Origin of the sequence: Lutibacter sp. (assembly GCF_030692605.1) — a bacterium.
In the GTDB taxonomy this organism is placed as follows: domain Bacteria; phylum Bacteroidota; class Bacteroidia; order Flavobacteriales; family Flavobacteriaceae; genus Lutibacter.
This window is the reverse complement of the sequence record NZ_JAUYUD010000036.1, coordinates 16049-40367: the sequence shown is the minus strand read 5'-3', so window position 1 is coordinate 40367 and position 24319 is coordinate 16049. Positions and strand designations below refer to the sequence as shown.

The 24319-nt window shown below is 31.9% G+C and carries 16 protein-coding genes; all 16 read left to right on the top strand.

Features of this window, described 5'->3' with window-relative positions:
* The first annotated feature begins 158 nt into the window (after window positions 1-158).
* The 16 genes from Q8S45_RS03155 to Q8S45_RS03080 all read left to right on the top strand — a co-directional run bounded on the left by Q8S45_RS03155 (window position 159) and on the right by Q8S45_RS03080 (window position 24317).
* Window positions 159-1202 (top strand): site-specific integrase, encoded by a 1044-nt coding sequence (locus tag Q8S45_RS03155; protein ID WP_305601158.1) that lies wholly within the window; start codon window positions 159-161, stop codon window positions 1200-1202.
* Between the two features lie 341 nt (window positions 1203-1543).
* Window positions 1544-2761: a site-specific integrase gene (locus Q8S45_RS03150; protein ID WP_305601157.1), complete on the top strand. Its 1218-nt coding sequence runs from the start codon at window positions 1544-1546 to the stop codon at window positions 2759-2761.
* Between the two features lie 292 nt (window positions 2762-3053).
* Window positions 3054-3941 carry a hypothetical protein gene (locus tag Q8S45_RS03145; RefSeq protein ID WP_305601155.1) on the top strand — a complete coding sequence of 296 codons (888 nt, stop codon included), beginning with the start codon at window positions 3054-3056 and terminating at the stop codon, window positions 3939-3941.
* A 144-nt stretch (window positions 3942-4085) separates the two neighbouring features.
* The gene (locus tag Q8S45_RS03140) at window positions 4086-4367 is read left to right on the top strand and encodes a helix-turn-helix domain-containing protein (RefSeq protein WP_305601153.1); all 282 of its coding nucleotides are present in this window, start codon (window positions 4086-4088) and stop codon (window positions 4365-4367) included.
* 130 nt (window positions 4368-4497) lie between these two features.
* Window positions 4498-6657 (top strand): VapE domain-containing protein, encoded by a 2160-nt coding sequence (locus tag Q8S45_RS03135; RefSeq protein WP_305601151.1) that lies wholly within the window; start codon window positions 4498-4500, stop codon window positions 6655-6657.
* 369 nt (window positions 6658-7026) lie between these two features.
* A complete protein-coding gene (locus tag Q8S45_RS03130) occupies window positions 7027-8025 on the top strand; it encodes a YafY family protein (RefSeq protein WP_305601149.1) in 999 nt (332 codons plus the stop codon).
* Between the two features lie 49 nt (window positions 8026-8074).
* Complete coding sequence (locus Q8S45_RS03125) at window positions 8075-11080, top strand: hypothetical protein (RefSeq protein WP_305601147.1); 3006 nt, start codon at window positions 8075-8077, stop codon at window positions 11078-11080.
* Between the two features lie 7 nt (window positions 11081-11087).
* Window positions 11088-16982, top strand: coding sequence for a DEAD/DEAH box helicase (locus Q8S45_RS03120; protein ID WP_305601145.1), 5895 nt, complete (start codon window positions 11088-11090; stop codon window positions 16980-16982).
* A gap of 226 nt (window positions 16983-17208) precedes the next feature.
* Window positions 17209-17766 (top strand): restriction endonuclease subunit S, encoded by a 558-nt coding sequence (locus tag Q8S45_RS03115; RefSeq protein ID WP_305601143.1) that lies wholly within the window; start codon window positions 17209-17211, stop codon window positions 17764-17766.
* Between the two features lie 7 nt (window positions 17767-17773).
* Complete coding sequence (locus Q8S45_RS03110) at window positions 17774-17995, top strand: hypothetical protein (protein ID WP_305601141.1); 222 nt, start codon at window positions 17774-17776, stop codon at window positions 17993-17995.
* 18 nt (window positions 17996-18013) lie between these two features.
* Complete coding sequence (locus Q8S45_RS03105; protein ID WP_305601139.1) at window positions 18014-19546, top strand: type I restriction-modification system subunit M; 1533 nt, start codon at window positions 18014-18016, stop codon at window positions 19544-19546.
* A gap of 90 nt (window positions 19547-19636) precedes the next feature.
* Entirely contained in the window at window positions 19637-20404 is a 768-nt protein-coding gene (locus tag Q8S45_RS03100) for a metallophosphoesterase (protein WP_305601138.1), read from the top strand.
* A gap of 81 nt (window positions 20405-20485) precedes the next feature.
* A complete protein-coding gene (locus Q8S45_RS03095; protein ID WP_305601136.1) occupies window positions 20486-21496 on the top strand; it encodes a helix-turn-helix domain-containing protein in 1011 nt (336 codons plus the stop codon).
* Window positions 21490-22260, top strand: coding sequence for a hypothetical protein (locus tag Q8S45_RS03090; protein WP_305601134.1), 771 nt, complete (start codon window positions 21490-21492; stop codon window positions 22258-22260). Before Q8S45_RS03095 ends, Q8S45_RS03090 begins: the two co-directional genes overlap by 7 nt.
* Window positions 22261-22337: 77 nt before the next feature.
* Window positions 22338-23633, top strand: a complete 1296-nt coding sequence (locus Q8S45_RS03085; RefSeq protein WP_305601132.1) for a restriction endonuclease subunit S — start codon at window positions 22338-22340, stop codon at window positions 23631-23633.
* A 12-nt stretch (window positions 23634-23645) separates the two neighbouring features.
* Window positions 23646-24317 (top strand): DUF3800 domain-containing protein, encoded by a 672-nt coding sequence (locus tag Q8S45_RS03080; protein ID WP_305601130.1) that lies wholly within the window; start codon window positions 23646-23648, stop codon window positions 24315-24317.
* Window positions 24318-24319 lie beyond the last annotated feature (2 nt).

The window sequence follows — 24319 nt, the reverse complement described above, 5'->3', positions numbered from 1 at the left end:
TTTTACGCCTTTCTTTATTAAGGCAATTGCCTTTTTTCGATACGAACTTCTAATCGTATCATCAACTGTCCTAAAATCTTCTTTTTCCATAGGACAAATATACAACTTTTTTATGAATATATTACCGCTAGGTTAATAGTACAATAAAAGTACTGAATATGAATTGGGAAGCGAAAATTATAACACACCGAAGCGAAAGCAGAATTGCTGTATATTTTGAGAAAAATGCCGAGTGGATTGCTCGGATAAAACAAATTGATGGCGCTAGATGGAGTCAACAAAAAAGTGCTTGGCATTTACCAGATACGGAAGAAAACAGGATAAGGTTTAAGATTACACCAATATCACCTACTATTCCTTCGGCAGAAGGAATAGAACAAATCGAAAAATTTAAACAATGGCTTCGCTCCAAGCGATATAGCGAGAGTACTCTTAAGACATATAGTGAAGCATTGAAATCATTTTTGATTTTCTATCGTGAGAAACTTGTTGCCGAAATTACCAATGAAGATGTGATTGTTTACAACAACGAATTTATTTTGAAGAACAACTTATCAGCATCATATCAAAATCAAATCGTAAATGCGTTAAAGTTGTATTTTAAAACAATACAAAATACCTTAATTGAAGTTGATAAAATACACCGTCCCAAACGTGAAAAAATATTACCTAATGTGTTGAGCAAGGAAGAGATTAAAATGTTATTGAATGCACACAGCAATATAAAGCATAAAACGATGCTTTCACTAATGTATAGTTGTGGTTTAAGGCGAAGTGAGTTGTTAAATCTTAAACCCAATGACATAGATTCAAAAAGAGGGATTGTAATAATCAGGCAAGCCAAAGGAAAAAAAGACAGAATCGCTCCTTTATCATCAAAAATATTGGTGATGCTTAGAGATTATTATACTGCATATAAACCAAAAACATGGCTGTTTGAAGGACAAGCAGAAAATGTAAAATATGATGAGCGAAGTTTATCAAACGTTCTTAAACAAGCATTGACAAAAACAAAAATAAACAAACCTGTAAGTTTGCATTGGTTACGGCATAGTTATGCCACCCATTTATTAGAAAACGGAACAGACTTAAGATATATACAAGAATTGCTGGGACACAGCAGCAGTAAAACAACTGAAATATACACGCACGTAAGCACCAAAAGTTTGCAGCAAATAAAAAGTCCGTTTGATGATTTGTAATAAAAAAGATTATATTAGCAATAGATTAAAGAAGCCATTTTATGGCACAAAGCCAACCACATTTGGGTGGATTGCAGCCATTTTATGGCTGGTATATACAAGTTATCTCCAATTTTTTCCTGAATCCCCTTTTTTGCGCCTAAAGTACCGTATTTATTGACTTTCTAATTTTTGAAAGCTAAATATAACGCAATAAAAAGCAGTCAAATCCTTGTTTAGTTGTACCTATTGTTGTACCTTCGTATCACGTTGCACCCGATTGAAAACCCCTGTTTTACTGAACATTCACTCTCCAGCACCGCTTTGCAAATATAGTACAACATTTCTAAATTTCAAATCTTATGGCATCTATCAAACTAATCTTGCGTAAACATCAATTAGATCAAACTGGACACTGCCCGCTTTATATCCGAATTATAAAAGACAGAAAAACGAAATTTATCACGGCTGGAGTAAAACTCAAAGAGAGCGAATGGGATGAAGGAAAACAGAAAGTAAAAAAGAACCATCCTAACAGTGCAAGGATGAATGCTTCATTATCTCAAAAAATTGCCGATGCTGAAGCACAGGTTGCCGATATGGAAAGAAAGATAAAAACCGTATCTGTCAAAAAACTAAAAGAAGCCATAAAGGGTAAAGAAGTCCCAAACTTTTTCGATTATGCCTACAAACGATTAGAGAAAATCAAAAGCACCTTGTCCTATTCAACTTACAAGGCCTATTCAACACAGGTCAAAAAGTTCGAAAACTATCTTGGCACAAAGGATGTGTATTTTGATGAAATCACGGTAGCGCTGCTAAACAACTATAAATTCTATTTGGGAGATACTTTAAAAAACGGTGCCACAACCCAACGACTTTCCATAATTGTGCTGGGAACCGTGTTCAGGGATGCCATTAAAGAAGATGTAATCCCGGAAACAATGTTTCCTTTCAGTAAGTTGACGCTTAAATTTAGCTCCACCAAACGTTTGTTTTTAAACAAACAGCAAATTGACGATTTAACTAATTTAAAGTTGATTGAAGGCAAAAAAGCGGTATTGTGGAGGGATTTATTCTTGTTTTCCATTTACGCTGGCGGATTGCGTTTCGGTGATGTTATTGAAATGCAATATGCCAACTACAATCAAGCTGAAAGCAAAATCAACAAACTCATTCGGAAGACCGGAAGAGTACACCAGTTCAAAATTGGAAAAGTGGCTATAGATATCTTGGAAAAATATCATCAAAAAGATGCCAAACACGATGACTATATTTTCCCCATTATTGTAGACAAAGAAGGTTATGAAAAAAACGAAGCGATGCGTTATTTCTTGTCGGCAAAATATAACAAGCTCTCTAATTTCCATTTAAAAAAGATGGGAGAAAAATTGAAACTTCCTTTCGGACTGTCATTTCATTTAAGCCGCCATACTTTTGCCACCAATGCCTTAAATAATGGAATGAGAATTGAGCACGTTTCAAAGTTGATGGATCATCGAGACATCGGAACAACGCAAATTTATGCCAAAATCATCAGTGAAGAACTGGACAAAGCAGTTGATAATTTTATTTATTAATTCAAACTTAATTTGACACTAAGCCGTATAAAATCGAGCAACAATCACAAACCTGTTAAATTGTTAATAACTTAAACAAAAACCCTTTAACAAGGCTTTTTATTTATATCTACATTTACGTTGAAGAAGATTAGTAAATTCCAAAGCATTTAAAACGATTAAGAAACGATTTATAGTCGAAAACACTATGATTCGTCCCAAGTTGATTATAATAGTATCCTATTAATTTCCTTTAAAGTTACGATGAAACGCATAAATAACATATTACAATTTGAATTCAAAGCATCAAAATATGCAAACGGCTCCGTTTGTAGAATTATTGGCAGTGTCTGCGGCGCTGGCCAAAAATCCTGTATTTGATATTATTATTGATGATAAAGTAACTCTTCAGAATTATTGCAACGCTTTAATTGAAAAAACCCTTACACTTCGACAGTCAGACTTTCCGGCTTTTATAGACTATCAATCCGGGCAGGTTAAAAATACCATCGTATGGTTAAACAAATTTGAAAAGTTACTGGCCAATAATCAAGATGAATTCATTTTAAGAAAGGTTTTGTGTCGTTTTACCAAACTTATGAATCTAATTGAACACAAACGAAAGGAAGTGCAATCTTCGCCCGTAAAAGTCCTTAAAATCAAAACCCCAAAAAGGTTAATCAATGCCATTTCTGATGATCGCTATTTTTCATATTTTGAAGTTAAAATTCACATTGAAACATTAACAAACTTCAGTGAAAAACTAATTTATTTAACCCAAGAAGCTTTTGCATATAAACAAGCAGATAAATTTTCTATAAATTCAACTTTACAGGCTTACGACGAACAATGCAACCATCAAATTGAGCATTTACAAACACTGCGTAAAATGCGTTCTGACTACGATAAAGAGCAGCAAGAAAATGTAGAAAACGTACTATTGGAAAAAGCGTCAACTTTCAAAATTCGCATCAATGGTCCAATTAATATTTTAACGGATGTTTACAAGCAGATGATGAATACCTCAAAATCAAACGGGAAAACGTATATCAGTCATTCCATAAAAGACATCACGAAATTCATTTGCGACAACCATTTAGACGAGCTCGGAAACGAACTTTCTCCGAACACAATTCGCACTTATTTATCTCCGACAAGGAATGATAAAGACCCTAATAATGACACCAAAATTAGGATATAGTATCATTTTTTATAAAATCAACATTTCAACTATTCAATACCAATAAGGTCCAATAAACTATTTAGTCTCATAAGACCAGATAATACCTAAGCGACTTTTTTTTAATTCTTCCATTTGCACCATAACAATTTAAAACAGTTAAAAATGGATGCAATTATCTTCACAAAAGACCAATTTTCAGATCTAATGAGCAAATTAGACACAATTCAAAACCAAATCAGTTTCAAGTCCGACCCAAAAAAAGAAACCTATTTGGACAACTTGGAATTCTTAACCCTATTAAAAATCTCAAAACGCACTGCCCAAACCTGGAGAGACGAAGGCAAAATTTCCTTTAGCCAAGTGGGTAGCAAAATCTACTACAAATTATCTGATGTTGAAAAGTTGATGCAAGAGCATTACAACAAAGCCTTCAAAGGCCGATAGGTTGAACAGCTGCAACACAACCTGCAAGGCTTGAGATTGTATATACAAGTCAAATTCCCCTCCTTTAGAGGGGAGCCCATCGGGCAGGGTAGTCAAAACAACTTTAAACCTTAAACTTTAAACAATTCTTATGGTAACAGTCTTCAAAAACTTCAACGAAGTCGTTGAACACAAATCAATTCCGGTAATTTTGGAAGAAATACGCACCGGAAAATACAAACACGCCATTGTTTATCTGCGTAAATCATTGGCCGAAAAAAAAGAAGAAGCGTACAACAAAGCCAAAAAATCACTCTTGGCATTCACACCTTCCGGCAAGTTTGTTGGCGGTAGAAAAATAGAATTCTTGGCCGAATATTCCAAAACCATTATTTTAGACATCGATAAATTAAGCAAAGAAGACCTAACAAAAGCAAGTCATTTAGCCAATCAGTCCGAGTTCACTTATGCCAGTTTCATCAGCCCATCAGGAAACGGTTTAAAAATCTTGGTCAAAATTGACACCCCAAAAACCGATCACAAAGAAACGTTTCTTTTGGTCCAGGCACATTATGAAAAACTCCTAAATCTGTCCATCGACAAATCCGGGAAAGACATAACCCGGCTATGTTTCTATGCTGCGGATGAAAACTTGTATTTCAATCCCGAAGCTTCCGTCTTTGCGAGCGAAACCCAGCAATCTGTTTTGCCTTTAAACGGCACGAATTCTCCTCCTGTGCAGGGGTTAGGGGTGGTTGGCCCAAATCTCCCTCAGAAAAGGGCTGGGGATGAAGGTTTTGAAACAATTTACCACCACTGCATAAAATTTACCGAAAAAAAAGTGCAATATGTGAGTGGTAGTCGCAATGTTTTTGTGCATCAATTAGCTTGTAACATGAACCGAAAATCCGTGCCGTTGGAAACTGCCTTGGGTTATATTTTAACCGATTTTGGCTATGAAGACAAAGAAGTGACGCAAGCGGTGAATAGTGCCTATGGAAACATCCAAGAATTCGGGAAAAATTCCCCTTCGTTGGAGGGGTGTCCGAAGGACGGGGTGTCTCAAAATAATCCAAAAAAACCGACAACAGATAACGGACAACGGACAAACTCCGAAGTCGATGAAGACGACGAAGACAAACCAAAACCAACCCAAATTGACCGTTTGGAGCTGTTTTTATCAAACAAATATATATTTCGCCATAACATTGTTTCTGGTAAATTAGAGTTTCAATATTTCGGAAAGAAAAAATGGAATGTGATGAACGATTTTATTGAAAATTCAATGCTTAGGGAATGTCTAAAAGCAAGAATTAGAACAAACCTGTCCTCATTAAGAAACTTGCTTAATTCCGACTTTTGTCCGCTTTTTAATCCGTTTGAGGATTACTTTTTTAATTTGCCTTCTTACGATGAAAAAGAAGATTACATCACGCAATTGGCAAACACAATCACAACCACAAAACAAGACCTTTGGCAGCAATGTTTTAAAAAATGGCTGGTCGCAATGGTGGGTTGCGTGCTCGATGAAAAAGTAATCAACCACACGGTAATTGTATTTAGTGGCAAACAAGGATTGGGCAAAACAACCTGGGTGGAGAAATTGGTGCCAAAACCATTGAAAGAGTATCTGTTTTCCGGAACCATCAACCCAAACAACAAGGATACCTTGGTGCAGTTATCAGAATGTATGTTAATTAATTTAGACGAACTCGAAAACCTAAACCGTTCCGAAATCGGCTCTCTCAAAGAAATCATCACCAAAACCCAAATCCGAATGCGAAAAGCCTACGGACACAATAACGAAACTATGCCGCGCAGGGCATCTTTTGCCGGAAGCGTAAATACTGCACAATTTTTAAACGACACAACCGGAAGCAGAAGATTCCTTTGTTTCGAGTTGGAAGGAATACAATACCAACACAAAGTGGATATCAATCTGGCATTTTCACAAGCGTTGTTTCTTTTCAAAAGCGGATTCAGACATTGGTTCGATCAGGAAGAAATTAAATCGATTACCGAAAACAATGAACAGTACCAGCTGCACAGCCCGGAAGAAGAATTGTTGTTAACCTGGTTTGAACCCTGCGAAAGAGAAAAGGCAAACATTTATCTCAATGCTTCTCAAATCGCCGCCAAACTGTCCGAAAAAGCAAAAATAAATATAACTGATGGCACCATTAATAAGTTAGGAAAAGCACTTAAAAAACACAATTTCATTCGATTAAAAAAGAATGGAATAGCAGTTTACGCATTACTGGAAAAAACTTGGGAAGAAGTAGATTATAGAAACAAAGAAATCACTGAATAAGAGGCCATTTTTTAAGCCCTCCCTTTGGTGGGCTTATTTGCTTCACTTTACCGCATTTTCATAGGGCAGGCAAGGCAACCAAAAAACGCCACAAACATTTTTTACTTTTTTACTTTTCAAACTTTCGGGCAACATAAGAACAAAACAGCGCATTAAAATAAAGTAGTTGTTCCACTTTGCACCCATACAGCCACTTGAATCCGTTTTTTATTTTACAAAAAAATAAAATATCTTTTATCCCAAATTTGGTTGCCCTCCTTGCCCTGACTTTATTTTCACTTATTTTCACCCGTTTACGGTTTTCCTTATCTTTTCTTCCATTGCTTTTTCGTATGTTTGTAATGATATGTCCTTCCTAAAATAATTAATTTGTCTACAAATAAACACGCCATAATTAGGTACCAAACTTTAGATAAGTGCTTCCGTAATTCAGGAAGAAATTATGCTATTGAAGACTTGGTTGTAGAATGCAACAAGGCAATTTATGAATATTCAGGAATAAATGATGGTGTAAAAAAAAGACAGATATATGAAGATATAAGATTTATGGAAAGCGAGCAAGGTTGGAATATTGACCTTGCTAAAAATAAAGAAGGCAGAAGGGTTTTTTATAAATATGAAAATCCGAAGTTTTCTATTTCAAACCAACCATTAAATGAAACAGAAGCAAATCAGCTAAGGGAGGCTTTATTGACATTGGATAGATTCAAAGGATTGCCGCAATACAATTGGATTAATGAGTTAAACACTAGATTAGAAGCATCATTTAATTTAAAACAAAAAAGTGATGTTATTATTAGTTTTGAAGAAAATGAATATTTAAAAGGATTAGAGTATATACCGGAACTTTACAATGCAATCTTATATAAAAAAGTATTAAATATAAATTACAAGAATTTTAAAACAGAAATTTCAACAAATATAATTATTAACCCATATTATCTGAAGCAATTCAATATGCGTTGGTTTTTATTTGGTAAATCTGAAAAATACAAAATAATTACAAATTTAGCTTTAGACAGAATTGAGAGTATAGAAGTAAGTGCTCAAGATTATGTTGCAACGGGAATTGATTTTAACGAATATTTTGATGATGTAATTGGAGTAACAATTCCATCAGATAAAATTGAAAATATTGTCCTAAAGATAGATAATTCTTTAATTCCTTATATAACAACAAAACCTTTACATGGTTCACAAAAAATTAAGGAAACTTGTAGTGAATTTGAAGTACATTTAAAATTGATTCCTAACTATGAATTAGAAATGTTGATTTTATCATTTGGTGAAAAAATTCAAGTATTGGAACCAACAAATTTGGTTGAAAAATTAAAAAAAAGAATACATAAAATGAAAAACAATTATTAGCGCAGATATACTGCACTAATTGGCAGTAGTTTTGACAAAAATAAGAGCTATGAGTGAATTTTACAAAATATTGAAAAGTAGAAAACTAGATTTTCATACTGGCCAACCTATTTGGAAATATGATATATCGGATTTTGAATTTGAACAATTAAAGGAGAGATTCAAAATCGTTTCAAGATTTTCGGAATTAGATCCTCGTACATGTGCAGTGTATTTTGCAGAATGGTGGAAAAGAAACTACAATGGTGGATATCCTTCGAAAGAAGAAATATTCAATTCTATTGGTTATTCCAAATTATGTTTTGATTCGATTGAGTTTTTTGAATTAGCAAAAAAAGGCGGCTATCTTTTGAATTACAAATGGATTAAAATTCAAAACACTTTATATCTAAAAACTTTATTATTACAAGGAGGGCTGCCTTTAAAACATATCCAAAATAATCAAGGAAAGTATAGAGATTTTCTTTTAAGTATTATTCATTTAAACCCTACATCAATAACTGATTTTTCTACTAATATTGAATTAATAAATCTTTTACCTAAATCAAGTCAAAATGATATTATTTATAGTAGTTGTCTAGAAATTGTTCGTGCCGTTTTAAATAACGATGAATCAGAATTGTTGAGTTTTAAAGAAAATAATCAATTAAAACAAATAACAGAAGATTTAATTATTGAAAGAGATAAAGTAAGAAAAAAGAATAATACAATAAAATTCAAATGGAATTTTAATTCTAAAAGCAACTCTTTTTACCTTAATGCTATTATCACATCTAAAATCGGATTTGAAGAACTTAATTATATTTTAAATAATAATTTAGTTAATTATTCCAATGAATATAAATTATTTATAGGAGCTGATTTAGTTGCAAAATTCATAAAAAGAAATAATGATACATTCAAAGTTGTCCAGTTTAAAGATTTTGTCAATTTTAAAGATGGCTTTGAACCCGAAATTTATGTAATGGATGAATTGGATAAAATTTATGATGCAAATCACTTACTTCACACCAAATTAAATATAGATTTTCCAACATTATGGGTTATAAGTAATGATGAAAATTTTGTTTTGGAAAAGTCTAGACATACAAATAATAATTTTGGATATGTATTACTTGACAATACTTTTTCGATAGATGGTCGCATTGAAGAAAAAACAGATTTAGAGCTTAATAATAAATCGTATGTATTAATAAAATTCAAAGATGTAATTCAGTTAAAAGATAGTATTGGGAATATAATTAAGTTTAAAACAAATACTGAGAACATATTTGATTGGACAATATTAAGTGAAAATCCAAAATGGTTGGTTAAAGGAAACCTAAATATTGTAAAAAATAGTTTAAGAATACTTGTTTATGACAAAAATGGACAAAGGATCAATAAACCGAATATTGAATGGAAATCCGTGAATAAAAATTATTGGAATTCAATTCACAATCCATTAGAATTGGGAGCTTTAGATGTAAAAATATCATATGACGGGATAGATGAATTTGAAAGAGTCTTTAATATTGGTAATTTAAATATTTCAGCAAATTCAGATTATAAAAACCCTCAATTAACAACAAACAATAATTCTTTTATTTTAGAGGTATATAAATCTGATTTTTATGATTTTAATATAGATCAAAACAAAATTAATTTTGTAATCACTAATCCTTCAAAATTCCCTGCTTCAGTTAAAACAAGAATAAAAGTAAATAATCAAAATTTAGGATTAATTGCTGAAGTGCTTTCACCTTTTCAAGGAATAATTTTAATAGATCAAGATGAAAACATATTAGATGTGGATGAAATATATTTAGATAAAATAAAAGGTTGGAGATTAATTGCTAATTCTTATGGGAAAGAATTTGAAGTAAGACTTTCTAATAACAAAAACCATGAAATTATAATCTCAAAGAAGATTGAAAGGAAAGTTAAGCCGTTATTTGAGTTTTATGATACTTATAAAGCACTTTTTCAACTTTTTAATATTATCGATTCTGATAATTTTTTAAAAATGGAAATTTGTGAAGTACTACCTAATAAAAAAAATAAAACTATTAAAAGTTATAGTATAAAACAGTTTTCCGAAACTATTAAATGGGAAGTGAACTACGAAAATATAATAAAATTCAATGAAATTGGAAATATTGATATTTCAAATAGTGTTTATGCTTTACCACTGGATTGTGATTTAAAATATATAGATAAGATTGAAATAAAAAAAGAATCAGACTATTACTCAATTAACACAGCAAACGTTGATAAATTTATTTTATTTTCAGATAAGAATTCAAAATTTAAAATTAAACCTGAATTTATATGTGTTAACCCAGAAAATGAATTAACTACCATTGATGACAGGAATAATAGAATAATTAATTATTCTCAGCAACTTTTAGTTAATGACTTCGGCGATGATGTGTGGAATAGATTTTGGATTTATTATTATTTGTGTAGAGAAAATGATTTGCCTTTTGCAACATTTGATATTATAAAAACAATTACAACATCTTCAGAATTAGCAGCAAAAGCATTTACATTTTTATCAATAAAATTTGATGATCGTGAATTCAAGTTTTCAGGAAATGATTTTGTTGAATTAGAAAATGATTTAGGATTCTCTTTCCATTGGGTTAAACTATCCGATTGGGAAAATATTTGTCAAATTTATCCAGATATTTTTGAAGCTATAGCATTTATGCTTAGTTTAAAATGGAATAAACTTAAAGTTTGTTTACTTCAAAAGGGCACCAATAACAATTTTGTTTTTTATGCCGAATTGAACAATGTTAGAGAGCGTTTAGGTGAAAGGGTATTAAATCAATTACCTTTTTATGATATTGGAAAAGATAGAAATAATTATATTAAACCTATACCACAAAAACAATGGAATGATCAAGTTAATATTCTAGTTATAGCACCTTTGACCGTGGCTTCTTCGATAAAAGGAGCTAACACAGGTCTTTGGCATGTAAATGGCGATAATTTTAGGAGAAGAATTAAGTATGTGGAAAACCTTGATAAAAAATGGTATGAAGAATCATTGATTTATTATTTAAACTAACCTTTTTATGAGCCAAGAAATTAAATTCAGAAAAATATATAACGAAATACAAGATAGATTAAAAGATTCTATTTTATCACTCTGGGCAACAGGAGATGCTCAATTTCAAGATTACTTATCAAACTTGTTTGAAAAAGAAAAATTATTAGCGGAACCGATTTTTCAAAACACTTTCCCATGGACACCTGCAAAGGAAATTTTTGGAGATTTATCTAATTTATTTGATAATAATTTCATTAATAAATTGGATAAAATTAAAGGTGAATATGAGTTTCCTAAAAATAGAAATCCATATGAGCATCAAATTAGAAGCTGGAATACACTTTTAAAAGAAAAAAAATCTATCGCAGTGACAACAGGAACAGGTTCTGGTAAAACAGAATGTTTTATGTTGCCGGTTTTGCAAGATTTATACAACAATTGTCAAAATGAACCTGGTGTTAGAGCTATATTCTTATATCCTTTAAATGCTTTAATTGGTAGTCAGAAAAAAAGAATGGATGCATGGGTAAAAGCGCTTGAGGGTTTGACTTATGCAGTTTATAATGGGAACACAGAAGATGGTACTACTACAGCAATTAAAAGAAAAGAATGTCATCCAGAATTGATCGATAGAAAACAAATTAGAGAAACTCCACCTCAAATTCTTTTTACAAATCCATCAATGTTAGAATACATCTTGGTTAGAGACAAAGATGTTCCATTGCTAGAAAATTCTAAAGGTAAATTGCGTTGGATTTTATTAGATGAGGCACATACATTGGTAGGTTCAGCAGCTTCTGAAATGGCTTTGTTGATAAGAAGAGTTGTTGATGCTTTTGAAGTTGATGTAAAAGATTTGCGTTTTGCGATTACTTCTGCAACAGTTGGTAGTGGTGAAGAAAGCGAAAAAAGTTTAAAAGATTTCATGGCTAATCTTTGCGGTATAGAAAAGCACCAAATTGAAATAATTACCGGTAAAAGAGAATTTAAAGAGTTGCCAAATAATTTTCAAATAGATAATAAAGCTAAAGTTGAACTGTTAAGAAAAAATGTTTACAATTCTGATGCTATTTCTTTATCTGACATAACAAGCAATTTTATAGCCAAGGATAGTTCATTTGATGAAAAATTAAAATTTGTAGATAGTATTATTGAAAATAAGCACAATGAAATTTCTATTTTACCATTAAGAGCCCATTTATTCTCTCGTGGCATTGGAGGTGTTTATGTTTGTTCAAATCCCAATTGTGATAAGCACAAACATTTTGTTTCCAAAAGTATTATGGGGACTATGACAACGTATGCTGAAAAAAATTGTTCGTTTTGTAATTTTCCAATGTTTGAATTGATAGCATGCCGCTCTTGTGGCAATGAATTACTAAAAGCTGATAAGCAAAATGATAAAAATGATGAATTTTTAAAATTATCTACATCTTTTAATCAAGACAATTTTATTGTAGATGATATAGATAATGACGAAGATGAAAATACTGTTACTAACTCACAATCATTTTTCTTTACCAGAAGAAATAACAGTAAAAGATATGTTACTAATACTATTGATTTTGGTATTGATAATAATGGAAAAATAAACAGAAGTCAAAATGAATTTATAGTAGCAGATCGCGAGGGTGAATGCGTTTGTCCTCATTGTTCAAGCAATCTAGAAAATCCATTACATTTTAGAATTTCCTCATCATTTATGAATAGAATTTTATCAGATATATTTTTAGAAAATACACCTGGTGCTGATGAAATTCGTTCTGAAATGCTTTGGGAAGGGCATAAATACATTTCATTTACAGATAGCCGCCAAGGAACAGCAAAAATATCAGCATTAATTAATATTGATAACGAGAACAATTGGATTCGCTCTCAAGTATTTCATAAACTATGGCAGGAACAATTAAATATTTCCTCTGAAGAAACCTTTAATTCTGATGAGCTAAAAGAACTTGAAGAACAATTAGCACTTCAAAAAAATCCTGTATTAAAAAAAGCTATTGAAGAAAGTATTAATAATATCAAAACCAAAGCTCAAAAAAACAATGAAAAAGTAAGATTGTCTTGGAAACAATTATATGATTATTTAAATCCTAAATCTGATTTAAAAACACTTTTTAAGAATAACAATCCAAGAGAAGATAATTTCATAAATCTTGAAAAATATTCAAGAGCTTTACTTTTTGATAATTTTGCTAGAAGATTACCCAGAGAACGTTCATTAGAAAATTTAGGGATGGTTAGTATAGTCTATCCGGATTTAGATAATGTTCAATTACCAAGAATTGCAGAACAAAATAACATTACAATTAATGAGTGGAAAAATTTGTTGAAAATTGGTCTAGACTATGTTATTAGAAATCAATTTTATTTCGTTTTGGATAATTCAATTTATCCATATACGACATCATTTCTAAAAAGTTTCCAAATTCACAATTCTGATTCAAATATAACAAATGCTAAAAAATGGCCAACATTCAGAGCAAATGAAGCTAGACCTAATAGACTGTCATTATTATTATGTGCTGGTTTAGGTTATTTCAGTTCAAATGATATCACTAATGAAATTGAACAAGATATTAATGAACTACTTCTTGAAATTTGGAAAGATATAAGAGCTAATGTTTTAGAAATTGACGACACAGGGTATAAATTGAATTTGGAACAAAAAACAAAACTTCAAATTCCTGAAAAACTTTGGCTGTGCCCTGTAAAAAAACGACTAATTGATGCTCAATTCAAAGGATTTTCTCCTTGGATAGTTGGTGCTCTTACTGAAGATAATATTAGGCATTTTCAAATAAAGCAATCGCAACCTTATACTTTTCCAAAATTCCAATATCCTTTCAATAGAAATGAACAAAACGAATTAGACCTTGTAGCTACAAAGAACTGGATTGTAGAAAATTCGCTCGAATGGAAACAAAATGGATTATGGAATGATATTCACGAAAAAATAATTTTAAATAGACCATTGTATTTATCCGGCGAACATTCTGCCCAACAGAATGAAAAGAGACTAAAACAATTGGAAGATAAATTTGAAAAGTCGGAAATAAATATTCTTAACTGCTCTACTACTATGGAAATGGGGGTAGATATCGGTGGAATCTCAACGGTAGTGATGAATAATGTTCCTCCAGGTCCTGCAAATTATTTGCAAAGAGCAGGTCGTGCGGGACGAAGAAATGAGAGTAAATCGCTAGCCTTTACTGTTTGTGCACCAAATCCAGTGGGAATGAATGCTTTTAATAAACCAACTTGGGCATTGACACATAAAATTGCACCACCTTTTATTTCTTTCAACAGCACACAAGTTATAGAGCGCCATATTAATGCCTTCTTTTTAGGAAAGTTTGTTCAAACAGATGAAGTCAAAGGCATCAGAGTTACAGATAAAATTGAAAATTTCTTTTTTGCAGAAATTGAACCAATAGCAGTAAAATTCATAAGCTGGCTAATGGGTAATGATGTAATTAAATTTTCACATCAACTGAATAGCATAACCAAAGAAACTAGTTTTGAAGATAAAAACTTCAATTATATTTTAAATAAAGTATTTTCAAACTTCAACCAACTACTAAATAAATCTAAAAGCAAAAAGGAAGGTTTCGAGAGTAAATTAAAACAAATGGAGGAAGAATTCGGAAATGCTTCTCTTCCCTTTAAAGCAGTTAAAATTCAATACGACCAATTTCTAAAAAAGAATGCACTTACCTATTTAGCACAGGAAGGTTTTTTGCCAACTGCTGGTTTACCAACAGGTATAGTTGAGTTTGAAATAAAAAATATTGATGCATTAAAGGATAATCGTCAAAGTAAAAAAGAAAACCCATCCTATTTTATTACAAGAGCATTAACCGAATTTGCACCAGGTAATAACATTGTAATTGATGGCATGAATTATCATTCTTCAGGTATTATTTTAGACGATAATCGAGGAAATCAATCAGCTAAAGAAATAATTCAATTATGCAATTCTTGTGGTTACCAACGAATTGTTGAAGTTTCAGAAGGTCAAACAATTGAAACGGAATGTCCACATTGTAATAATTACAATTTTAGAGGATTGGTTTCTGATAATGATGGTAACAGAGGCATTTTTACAGAAATGATTCAACCAGCTGGTTTTGCTGTGGATATATATCAAACACCAAGTCGAAAAATATCCGAATCATCGAGAATTCAGTATGTAGATCCTTTATTAATTAATGTTAAACCTTGGGAACAGAATAGTAATAACATTTACGATATAAGGGAAAGTGAAGAGAATGGAGAAATTTTATACTACAATGTAGGGAGTGGTAACGGCTTTCACATTTGTTTACATTGTGGCAAAACCGGTTTGTCGCTAGAGCAACTAAATGACCATAGAAGATTAAGAGGAGAAAAAGATGATAATGGTAATTCGGCTTGTTCTGGTAATTTTTCATCTTCTGCAATACGACCAAATGTAATTTTAGGAGGGAGGTTTAAAACTGATTTTTGTGAAATTAGAATTAGAGAAAATGGAGCATATTCAAAAAATGAAACATTATTGTATTCGTTAGGTTCAATTTTCGTAAAAGAACTGGCAAGTTATTTAGCCATAGTAGCTAATGAACTAGATTTTGGTATCAAGCGATATGAAAATTACTATACTATTTTCATTTTTGATACAACTAAAGGCGGCGCCGGGTATGCAAATCAATTCTTTTTATACGCAGAAGAAATATTCAAAGAATCAAAAAACAAATTAGAATGCGAATGCCTAAATGCTTGTACTAAATGTTTAATTGATAGAAAAACACAATGGCATATTAATTTATTAGACAGAAATATAGCATTAGATTGGTTAAAAACAATAAGCAACTTTAAGGTTCCTGAGGAAATTGTAAGTAGGTATCCAACTGCTAAAAGAATGTTGGGAGGTATAAAACAAGAATTAATTAAATTAAATTACACTTCAAAAATTAAAGAAGTTTGGTTGTTTGTGAATCCTACAATTCAAAATTGGGATTTAGATAATATTTTATTTTTAGAAAATTTAAAGAGTAAAACAAATATTAATATCATCTTTAATAATAATCCTATTGTAGCAAATAATCAAGATACAATGACGTTAATTCAGCTTGCAGCTTGGTCAACTCTATGGATAAATAAAGGTAATAATGACGATTTATTAAACACTATTTCTTTAGTCAAACTCCAAGATGGTACTGATTCTACATACTTTGTAAATGATCAAGTCAACCTTAGTTTAAATAACAATTGGGGTGAAACAGAAAATGGTGAAGTTTATAAAATTAATTTCGAAGCATTACCTATTATAGAAAAATTTGAAACGACCAATCTATTAAATTCAAGTAGTGTTTATGAAGTATATATAAATACGTCATCTATTTTACAGTCCGTTAACTTGGCAGACGAAGTGCTTAAAAATTTAACAAGCAAAGTAGATCTAAAATCAAAAATGAAAGGTCAAAAGTTTAATGTGTCTTATTCTGATCGTTATTTAAAAACTCCTTTTTCTTGCCTATTAATGCTTCAATTTTTAGACAGATTGCAAACAGTATTAAATTTTGAAATTGAAAATTTCACTTTTTATGGTCAAAAATTTTATAATGAAAGATCTCCATTTAAATTTTTCCATGAGTTTAGAGACAATGATTCTAGAGATAGTTATATAAAATCACTTAGTTACGAACTAAATTTAGATTCTGTAAATGTGTTATGTGAGTCAATTCCTCATTATCGTTATTTTGAATTTAGCAATCATGAATATAAAATAATTATCAGACCAGATGCGGGCGTGGAACACGGATGGAAGTTAATAGATAGTAATAAGTCTGTCAAAGATGCTATAAGTTTAAATACTCAATTTGAAATACTTAAAATGAATAATCATCCTATTCTATATACAATTAGTATAGAATAAATTTAATACAGGTATAATGCACATTTATAATTAAACTTTGTTGCATCAGTATTAAATTGAACCAGGCAATGATGCGATAAAAATAGCAACCAAAGAATCTTAATTTTTATTCTTCCATTTTAAGAAAAATACATTTTTGAATAATCGTACAATGAAATAAATTAGTTTATTTCATTATTTTGCTTACATTTGCATCATAAACGAATAACATTACAAAAATAATCAAATGCAGGTTAAGATAAAAGAAATTGCAAATATTCAGTTCGGTTATTACGGACAACCTAGTAAAGACGGTACTATTCCGTATTTACAAGCCAAGCATTTCAATGATATTGGTCAATATATTGGAGAAAATGACACTTTTTTAGAAGAAGACCAAAAATCATTAGCCAGTCTATTACAAGATGGCGATGTGCTTTTTGTGGCAAAAGGGTTTCGTTTTTTTGCCACACTATACAAAGAGGACTTTGGAAACGCTATTGCATCTTCAATCTTTTTTGTTTTAAGACCTGATAAAACTAGAATTATCCCTGCCTATTTGGTTTCGCTTTTAAATCTTCCTAAAAATTTAATGCACTTTCAACAATCAGGTGCAGGAAGTACAATTCCATCCATTCGTAAAAATGAACTGGCAGATTTTACATTTAATTTATTATCACTGGAACAACAGCAAAAAGTGGTGGCACTACAAGAGTTATATTTTAAGGACATTCAAATTACAGATGCATTAATCAAAGAAAAACAAAAACTTTTTCAAACAACAATTTCAATAATCATAAAATAATTAAAAAATGGCTAAAGTGAAAAACGATGCTCCTGGAATGAGAGGAGCTAGAAGCAGAAATGACAATGGAGAATTAAGACAAAAAAGAAGCGATACTCATATCGGCACTATCGAAAAAAAATATAATATAGATTTGAATGTAAGAAGTAATATGCATTTAGGTACCTATTTAGAAAAGAAGGAAATTGCTTCTTTAAATGATATAATAAATAACAATAAAAAACAATAGCTTCAAAAACCAATCGAAATGGCAGAGAATATAATTACACAAAAAGACATCAACAATATAGTTTGGAAAGCCTGCGACACTTTACGTCCTGTAATGGGAAGTGAGCAATACAAAGATTATATACTAACATTATTGTTTATTAAATACCTTTCCGACGTCTGGAAAGACAAAGTGGAGCAATACCGCCTTAAATATCCTGATAATGAAGAAATGGTGCAACGCCAGCTTCAAAGAGAGCGTTTTATTTTGCCAGAAGTAAGCAATTTCGATTACCTGTATCAAAACCGTAGCGAGCCAAATATCGGTGAAATTATCGATATTGGATTAACAGCCTTGGAGGATGCCAATCGTTCTAAATTAGCGATGGTATTCCGTAGTATTTCATTCAATTCCGAAACGGTCTTTGGTCAAACCAAACAGCGTAACGTCATTATGAAAAACTTATTGGTAGATTTCTCCTCACTTGATTTACAGCCATCTCATTTAGAAGGGAACGATATCATTGGCGACAGTTACGAGTTTCTTATTTCAAAATTTGCCGGAGAAAGTGGCAAAAAATCGGGAGAATTCTACACGCCAGGCGAAGTAAGTACCCTATTAGCCAAATTAGTTGACCCACAACCCGGTAATAGAATTTGTGATCCAACTTGTGGTTCCGGTTCTTTATTGATAAAAGTAGCCAATGAAGTAAAAGGTAAAAACTATTCGCTTTACGGACAAGAAAATAATGGAAGCACTTGGGCATTATGCCGTATGAATATGTTTTTGCACGAACAAGACAGTGCGACCATAGAATGGGGTGATACCATCAACAACCCAAAACTATTAGAAAAAGACAATTTGATGAAGTTTAACATTGTTGTGGCAAATCCTCCTTTTAGTTTAGACAAATGGGGTGCAGACACCGCAAGTTCTGACCAGTTCAACCGTTTCCACAGAGGCGTTCCTCCAAAAAGTAAAGGCGATTATGCTTTTATCAGTCATATGATAGAAACCACCTACGAAGATGTTGGAAAAATTGGGGTTATTGTCCCACACGGCGTATTGTTTCGCAGCAGTAGCGAAGGGCAAATTCGTAAAAAACTAATAGATGAAAATTTGTTGGAAGCCGTTATTGGCTTACCTGCCAACCTCTTTTTTGGTACAGGAATTCCAGCAGCAATATTAATTTTTAATAGAGGAAAAGGAGCAAATAAAGACATTCTTTTTATTGATGCCAGTCGAGAATTCGAGAGCGGAAAAAATCAAAATAAATTCAGGGATTCTGATATTGAGCATATAGTAACGGCTTTCAAAACATTCAAAGCTACTGCACCATTAACAACTGAAAAAGGAGCTGTTATAGAAGATAAATACAATTACCGCGCTACGATTGCTGATATTATTGAAAACGACTACAACCTAAATATCCCACGTTATGTAGATACATTTGAAGAAGAAGAGGAAGTGGATATTAAAGCGACACATCAAAAGATAACAGAACTGAAAAGCCAGCTTGTAGAAGTAGAAAGCCAAATGGAAAACTACTTAAAAGAGTTGGATTTAATCTAAAGCGTCAGTTCGAGTGTTTTTTGTGAAGTGAAACGGAACAAAAAATGTATCGAGAACCTTTTAAAAAATAATTTATAATAATCAATTTTTATGCAAGTCAGCAAAATACAATATGTATCCGACCTTCATTTAGAATTTCCTAAAAATAGTGATTTTCTAAAAGCCAATCCGCTATTGCCAAGTGGTGATATATTGGTATTGGCGGGTGATATTGTGCCTTTTGCCGTGATGGACAAACACCAAGATTTCTTTAGTTACTTATCCGATAATTTTCAAATGACCTATTGGATCCCAGGCAATCACGAATACTATTATTTTGATGTAGCTGACAAATCGGGTGTACTATGGGAGGAAATTAGAACTAATGTTGTTTTGCTAAACAATAAGGTGGTCCAGCTTCAAGATACCAAATTGATTTTTTCTACACTATGGTCCAAAATTAGTCCTGCCAATCAGTGGAATGTGGAAAGAGGGCTTAGCGATTTTCACGTGATTAAATACAAGGGCAACCGACTTACTTCGGAAGTATACAACCAGCTGCACGAGGACAGCATCAACTTTGTCAATCAGGAACTACAATTGGAAAATCAAGGAAAAACGGTAGTGGTGACCCATCACGTTCCCACATTTATGAATTACCCGAAGATATACAAAGGAAGTAAAATAAATGAAGGTTTTGCGGTGGAGCTTTTCGATACTATTGAAGCTTCTTCTGTTGACTATTGGATTTATGGACACAGTCACTGCAACACAGCAGATTTTAAAATTGGCAATACACAAATGCTGACAAATCAATTGGGATATATTCATCACAAGGAAAACCTGCTTTTTAACCCTGATAAACACATAATAATTTGACATATAATATAATAAAGCTATATTTGCACAATAAAGTTAATCACTTTATCGCTAATTTTCAACTTTATTAAAAGAGACGTTATGAGAAAAGCTATTAATTACATCAACGAAACACTGGGCACAAATGCTTTAGAAAATTCAATTCAGAATAAAGATTTGGGGAATTTACCTATGTACATTACCCAAGCATACAAGCTGTATGCTACGGAGCTTTTTAATCGGGAATTGATAATGATAGAACTAAAAAGTGAAAACGAGTTAAGTCTTTTACAAGTCGACAAACACCTGCAATTACTTAAAACCGCATTCAATAAGATTGTCGTATTGGTATTGGAAAACCTCCCGGCTTACAATAGAAAAAGACTAATCGAAAGAGGAATAAATTTCATTGTACCCAACAAACAATTGTATTTGCCAGAACTATTAATCAATTTAAGTGAAAATTACTCACATCCAAAAACAAAGCAAAAAAACAAAAACTTGATGCCTTCCTCTCAATTTTTGTTGTTATATCATATTATTCACGGCAATAATAATTGGAATATAGAAGAACATTCATTCAAAGAAATCGCCAAAAAATTAGATTATACACCTATGGCCGTTTCTTATGCTGTTGAAGATTTAATGCAAAATGAACTAATTGAAGTAAGTGGCGAAAAAGAAAAATACATCAAGTTCAAGTTCGAAAGAAAAGAATTATGGCGCAGAGCAGAAGAGCAAAATCTCTTAACAAGTCCAGTACTAAAAACAGTGTATGTTGATGACTTGCCAAGCAATGTTTCTATGCTAAGAACAAATGCTTCGGCATTGCCAGAATATACAAGCCTAAACCCAAGCAAACAAAACTATTTTGCCATAGAAAAAAGTAGCTTTTATTTTTTGCAAAAAAACAACGGCTTAATTAATGCCAACAATCGCGAAGGAAAATACGCCATTGAAGTATGGAAATACAATCCGATTACATTAGCGGATGAAATGCCAAATCATCAATCAGTAGTGGATCCATTGTCTTTATACCTAAGTCTAAAAGACAATCACGACGAAAGAGTAGAAATGGCTTTAGAACAAATAATAGAAAAACAAGTATGGTAGTAGGATTAGATACATTTAGCGCACATTTCAAGGATTTTAAAGACAGTTACATCATAATTGGCGGAACCGCTTGCGATATAATAATTGAAGAAGCTGGGTTTACGCCAAGAGCTACGGATGATATTGATATCATATTAATCGTAGAAGCCTTGTCGCCAGATTTTGTTGTTCAATTTTGGGACTTTATCAAACAAGGGCAGTATGCCGTCCAACAAAAAAACCAAGAGGAAAGAAACTGCTACCGTTTTGCTGATCCCGCTAGTCCCAATTTCCCAAAACAGTTAGAGTTATTTTGCAAAGTGCCTGACGTGATTGATGCCAACCAAGGAGCACATCTTACCCCTATTCCTGTCGAAGAAGGATTGTCCAGTTTGTCGGCTATTCTTTTAGATGAAGAATATTATGCCTACACCCTCAAAAATAGCGAACAAAAAGGCGATGTTCATTTCGCATTGCCACATACGCTAATATGCCTCAAAGCTTTTGCTTTTTTGAATAACACCGAGAGAAAAGCGAGTGGTCAGGCTGTTCAGTCTGTAAATATAAAAAAGCATAAATACGATGTGTTTAGAATGGTCTTGATGCTGAATGCGAATGATGTGTTCGAAACGCCCGAAACCATAAAAGCCGATTTGCAACGCTTTGCCGATGTGGTAAAAATCGATTTGCCTAACCCAGCCATTTTCAAGGACAATGGGTTCGGTAATCAAGATATGCAGGAAATTTTTAATCGTTTTGTGAAACTTTTTCAATTAACAGAATAAAATATACAGCACAAACAAATACCATTTCGAGGATTAGCTCGATATGGTAACAATGCCTTCCTTAAATACACACAATTATGAACAATGATACTTTAGAAATACCGAAATCCACAAAAGCACCCCTTGGCTACAAACAAACCGCTGTCGGGATTATTCCAGAGGATTGGGAGATTAGAACATTGGGTGAAATAACGAATTACATAAAAGGATTTGCTTTTAAATCAGATATTTATACTACAGAGGGTGTTAGGATTATTAGAATATCAGATACCACTTCAAATTCTATTAAAGAGGAAGGAGCAATTTATATTGATTACGATGAAGCATCAAAATATAAAAAATGGGAATTAAAACTAAATGATTTAGTATTTACAACCGTTGGTTCACGACCACCGATGTACGATTCTATGGTAGGTAAGGTTATTAAAATAGAAGAAAAATACAAGGGAGCTCTTTTAAATCAAAATGCTGTTATTATCAGATCAAAAGAATTTGCATATCAAGAATTTATTTTCAACCAGTTTAAAGTTAAAAGATATCTTGAATTTATAGAGACAATTGTAAGAGGGAATGCAAATCAGGTTAGTATTACACTTGATAATCTATTCAAATATCAACTTATATTTCCACCACTTCCAGAACAACAAAAAATAGCTTCTATACTTTCTACTTGGGATGTAGCTATTGATAATTGCAAAGCGATTATTGAGGAGTTGAAAGTTAGAAATAAAGGATTAACTCAAAAATTACTTTCAGGTAAAATACGAGTGAAAGGATTTAGTGAAAATTGGAAAGTAAAAGTTATGAACGAATGTTTAAATTTTACTCCAAGACCGATAGAAAAACCTTCTGAAAATTATTTAGCATTAGGATTGCGAAGCCACGGCAAAGGGGTTTTTCATAAAAATGATTTTGATCCAGCTTCTATTGCAATGGAAACAATATATGAAGTAAAAGAAAATGACTTGATTATAAATATCACTTTTGCTTGGGAACACGCAGTGGCAATAGTTAGTAAAAAAGATGAAGGAGGTTTGGTTTCACATCGTTTTCCAACTTATACTTTCAATTCTCAAAATGCAATTCCTGATTTTTTTAGGCATTTTGTTTTGCAAAAACATTTCAAATTTTTGTTAGAATTAATTTCTCCAGGTGGAGCAGGCAGAAATAGGGTAATGAGTAAAATAGATTTCTTGAAATTAGAAATTAAACTTCCAAATATTGCAGAACAAAAAGTAATTGCAAACATTCTCGACAAAGCCACTGAAGAACTTGACCAGTACCAACAAAAACTACAAACCTTGCAGTTACAGAAAAAAGGCTTGATGCAGCAGTTATTGACTGGGAAAGTGAGAGTGAAAAATTTAAAGTAAAAGTGTAGAAAAATGAGCAAAACATTCAATTTTTATTGTGACGAGAGTTGTCATCTTGAAAACGATAAGCAACCTTTTATGTTTATTGGCTATGTTAGTTGTGCCTACAATCAAGTAAAATTACATTCCAAAAACATCAGACAACTCAAAGCCAAACATCACGTTTTTTATGAAACAAAATGGAGTGGTTTGTCCAAATCCGCCTATCCGTTATACAACGATTTGATTGAATATTTTTTTGCAACCGATTTACAATTTCGTGCCATTGTAATAGACAAAGACAAACTAAAACACGATGATTTTGGTCAAAATCACGATGATTTTTACTATAAAATGTATTTTCAATTGTTGAGTAAAAAATTGTATCCAGAATGTAATTATAATATTTATCTTGATATAAAAGATACTCGAAGTGCCAAAAAAGTAAACGGTTTAAAAGACTTTTTGAACAATAATTATATCACGGTACGCAATCTTCAAAACATTCGTTCACACGAAAGCGAGTTAATGCAACTTACCGACATTATTACAGGCGCATTGTCTTATCATTTACGAGGATTGAATACTGTAATTGCCAAAAACAAATTAATAGAAAAAATTCAGCAGCATAGTAAACAACCATTAACACGTTCTACAGCAATAGGTCAGGAGAAGTTCAATTTATTTTTTATTGATTTAAAATAAGA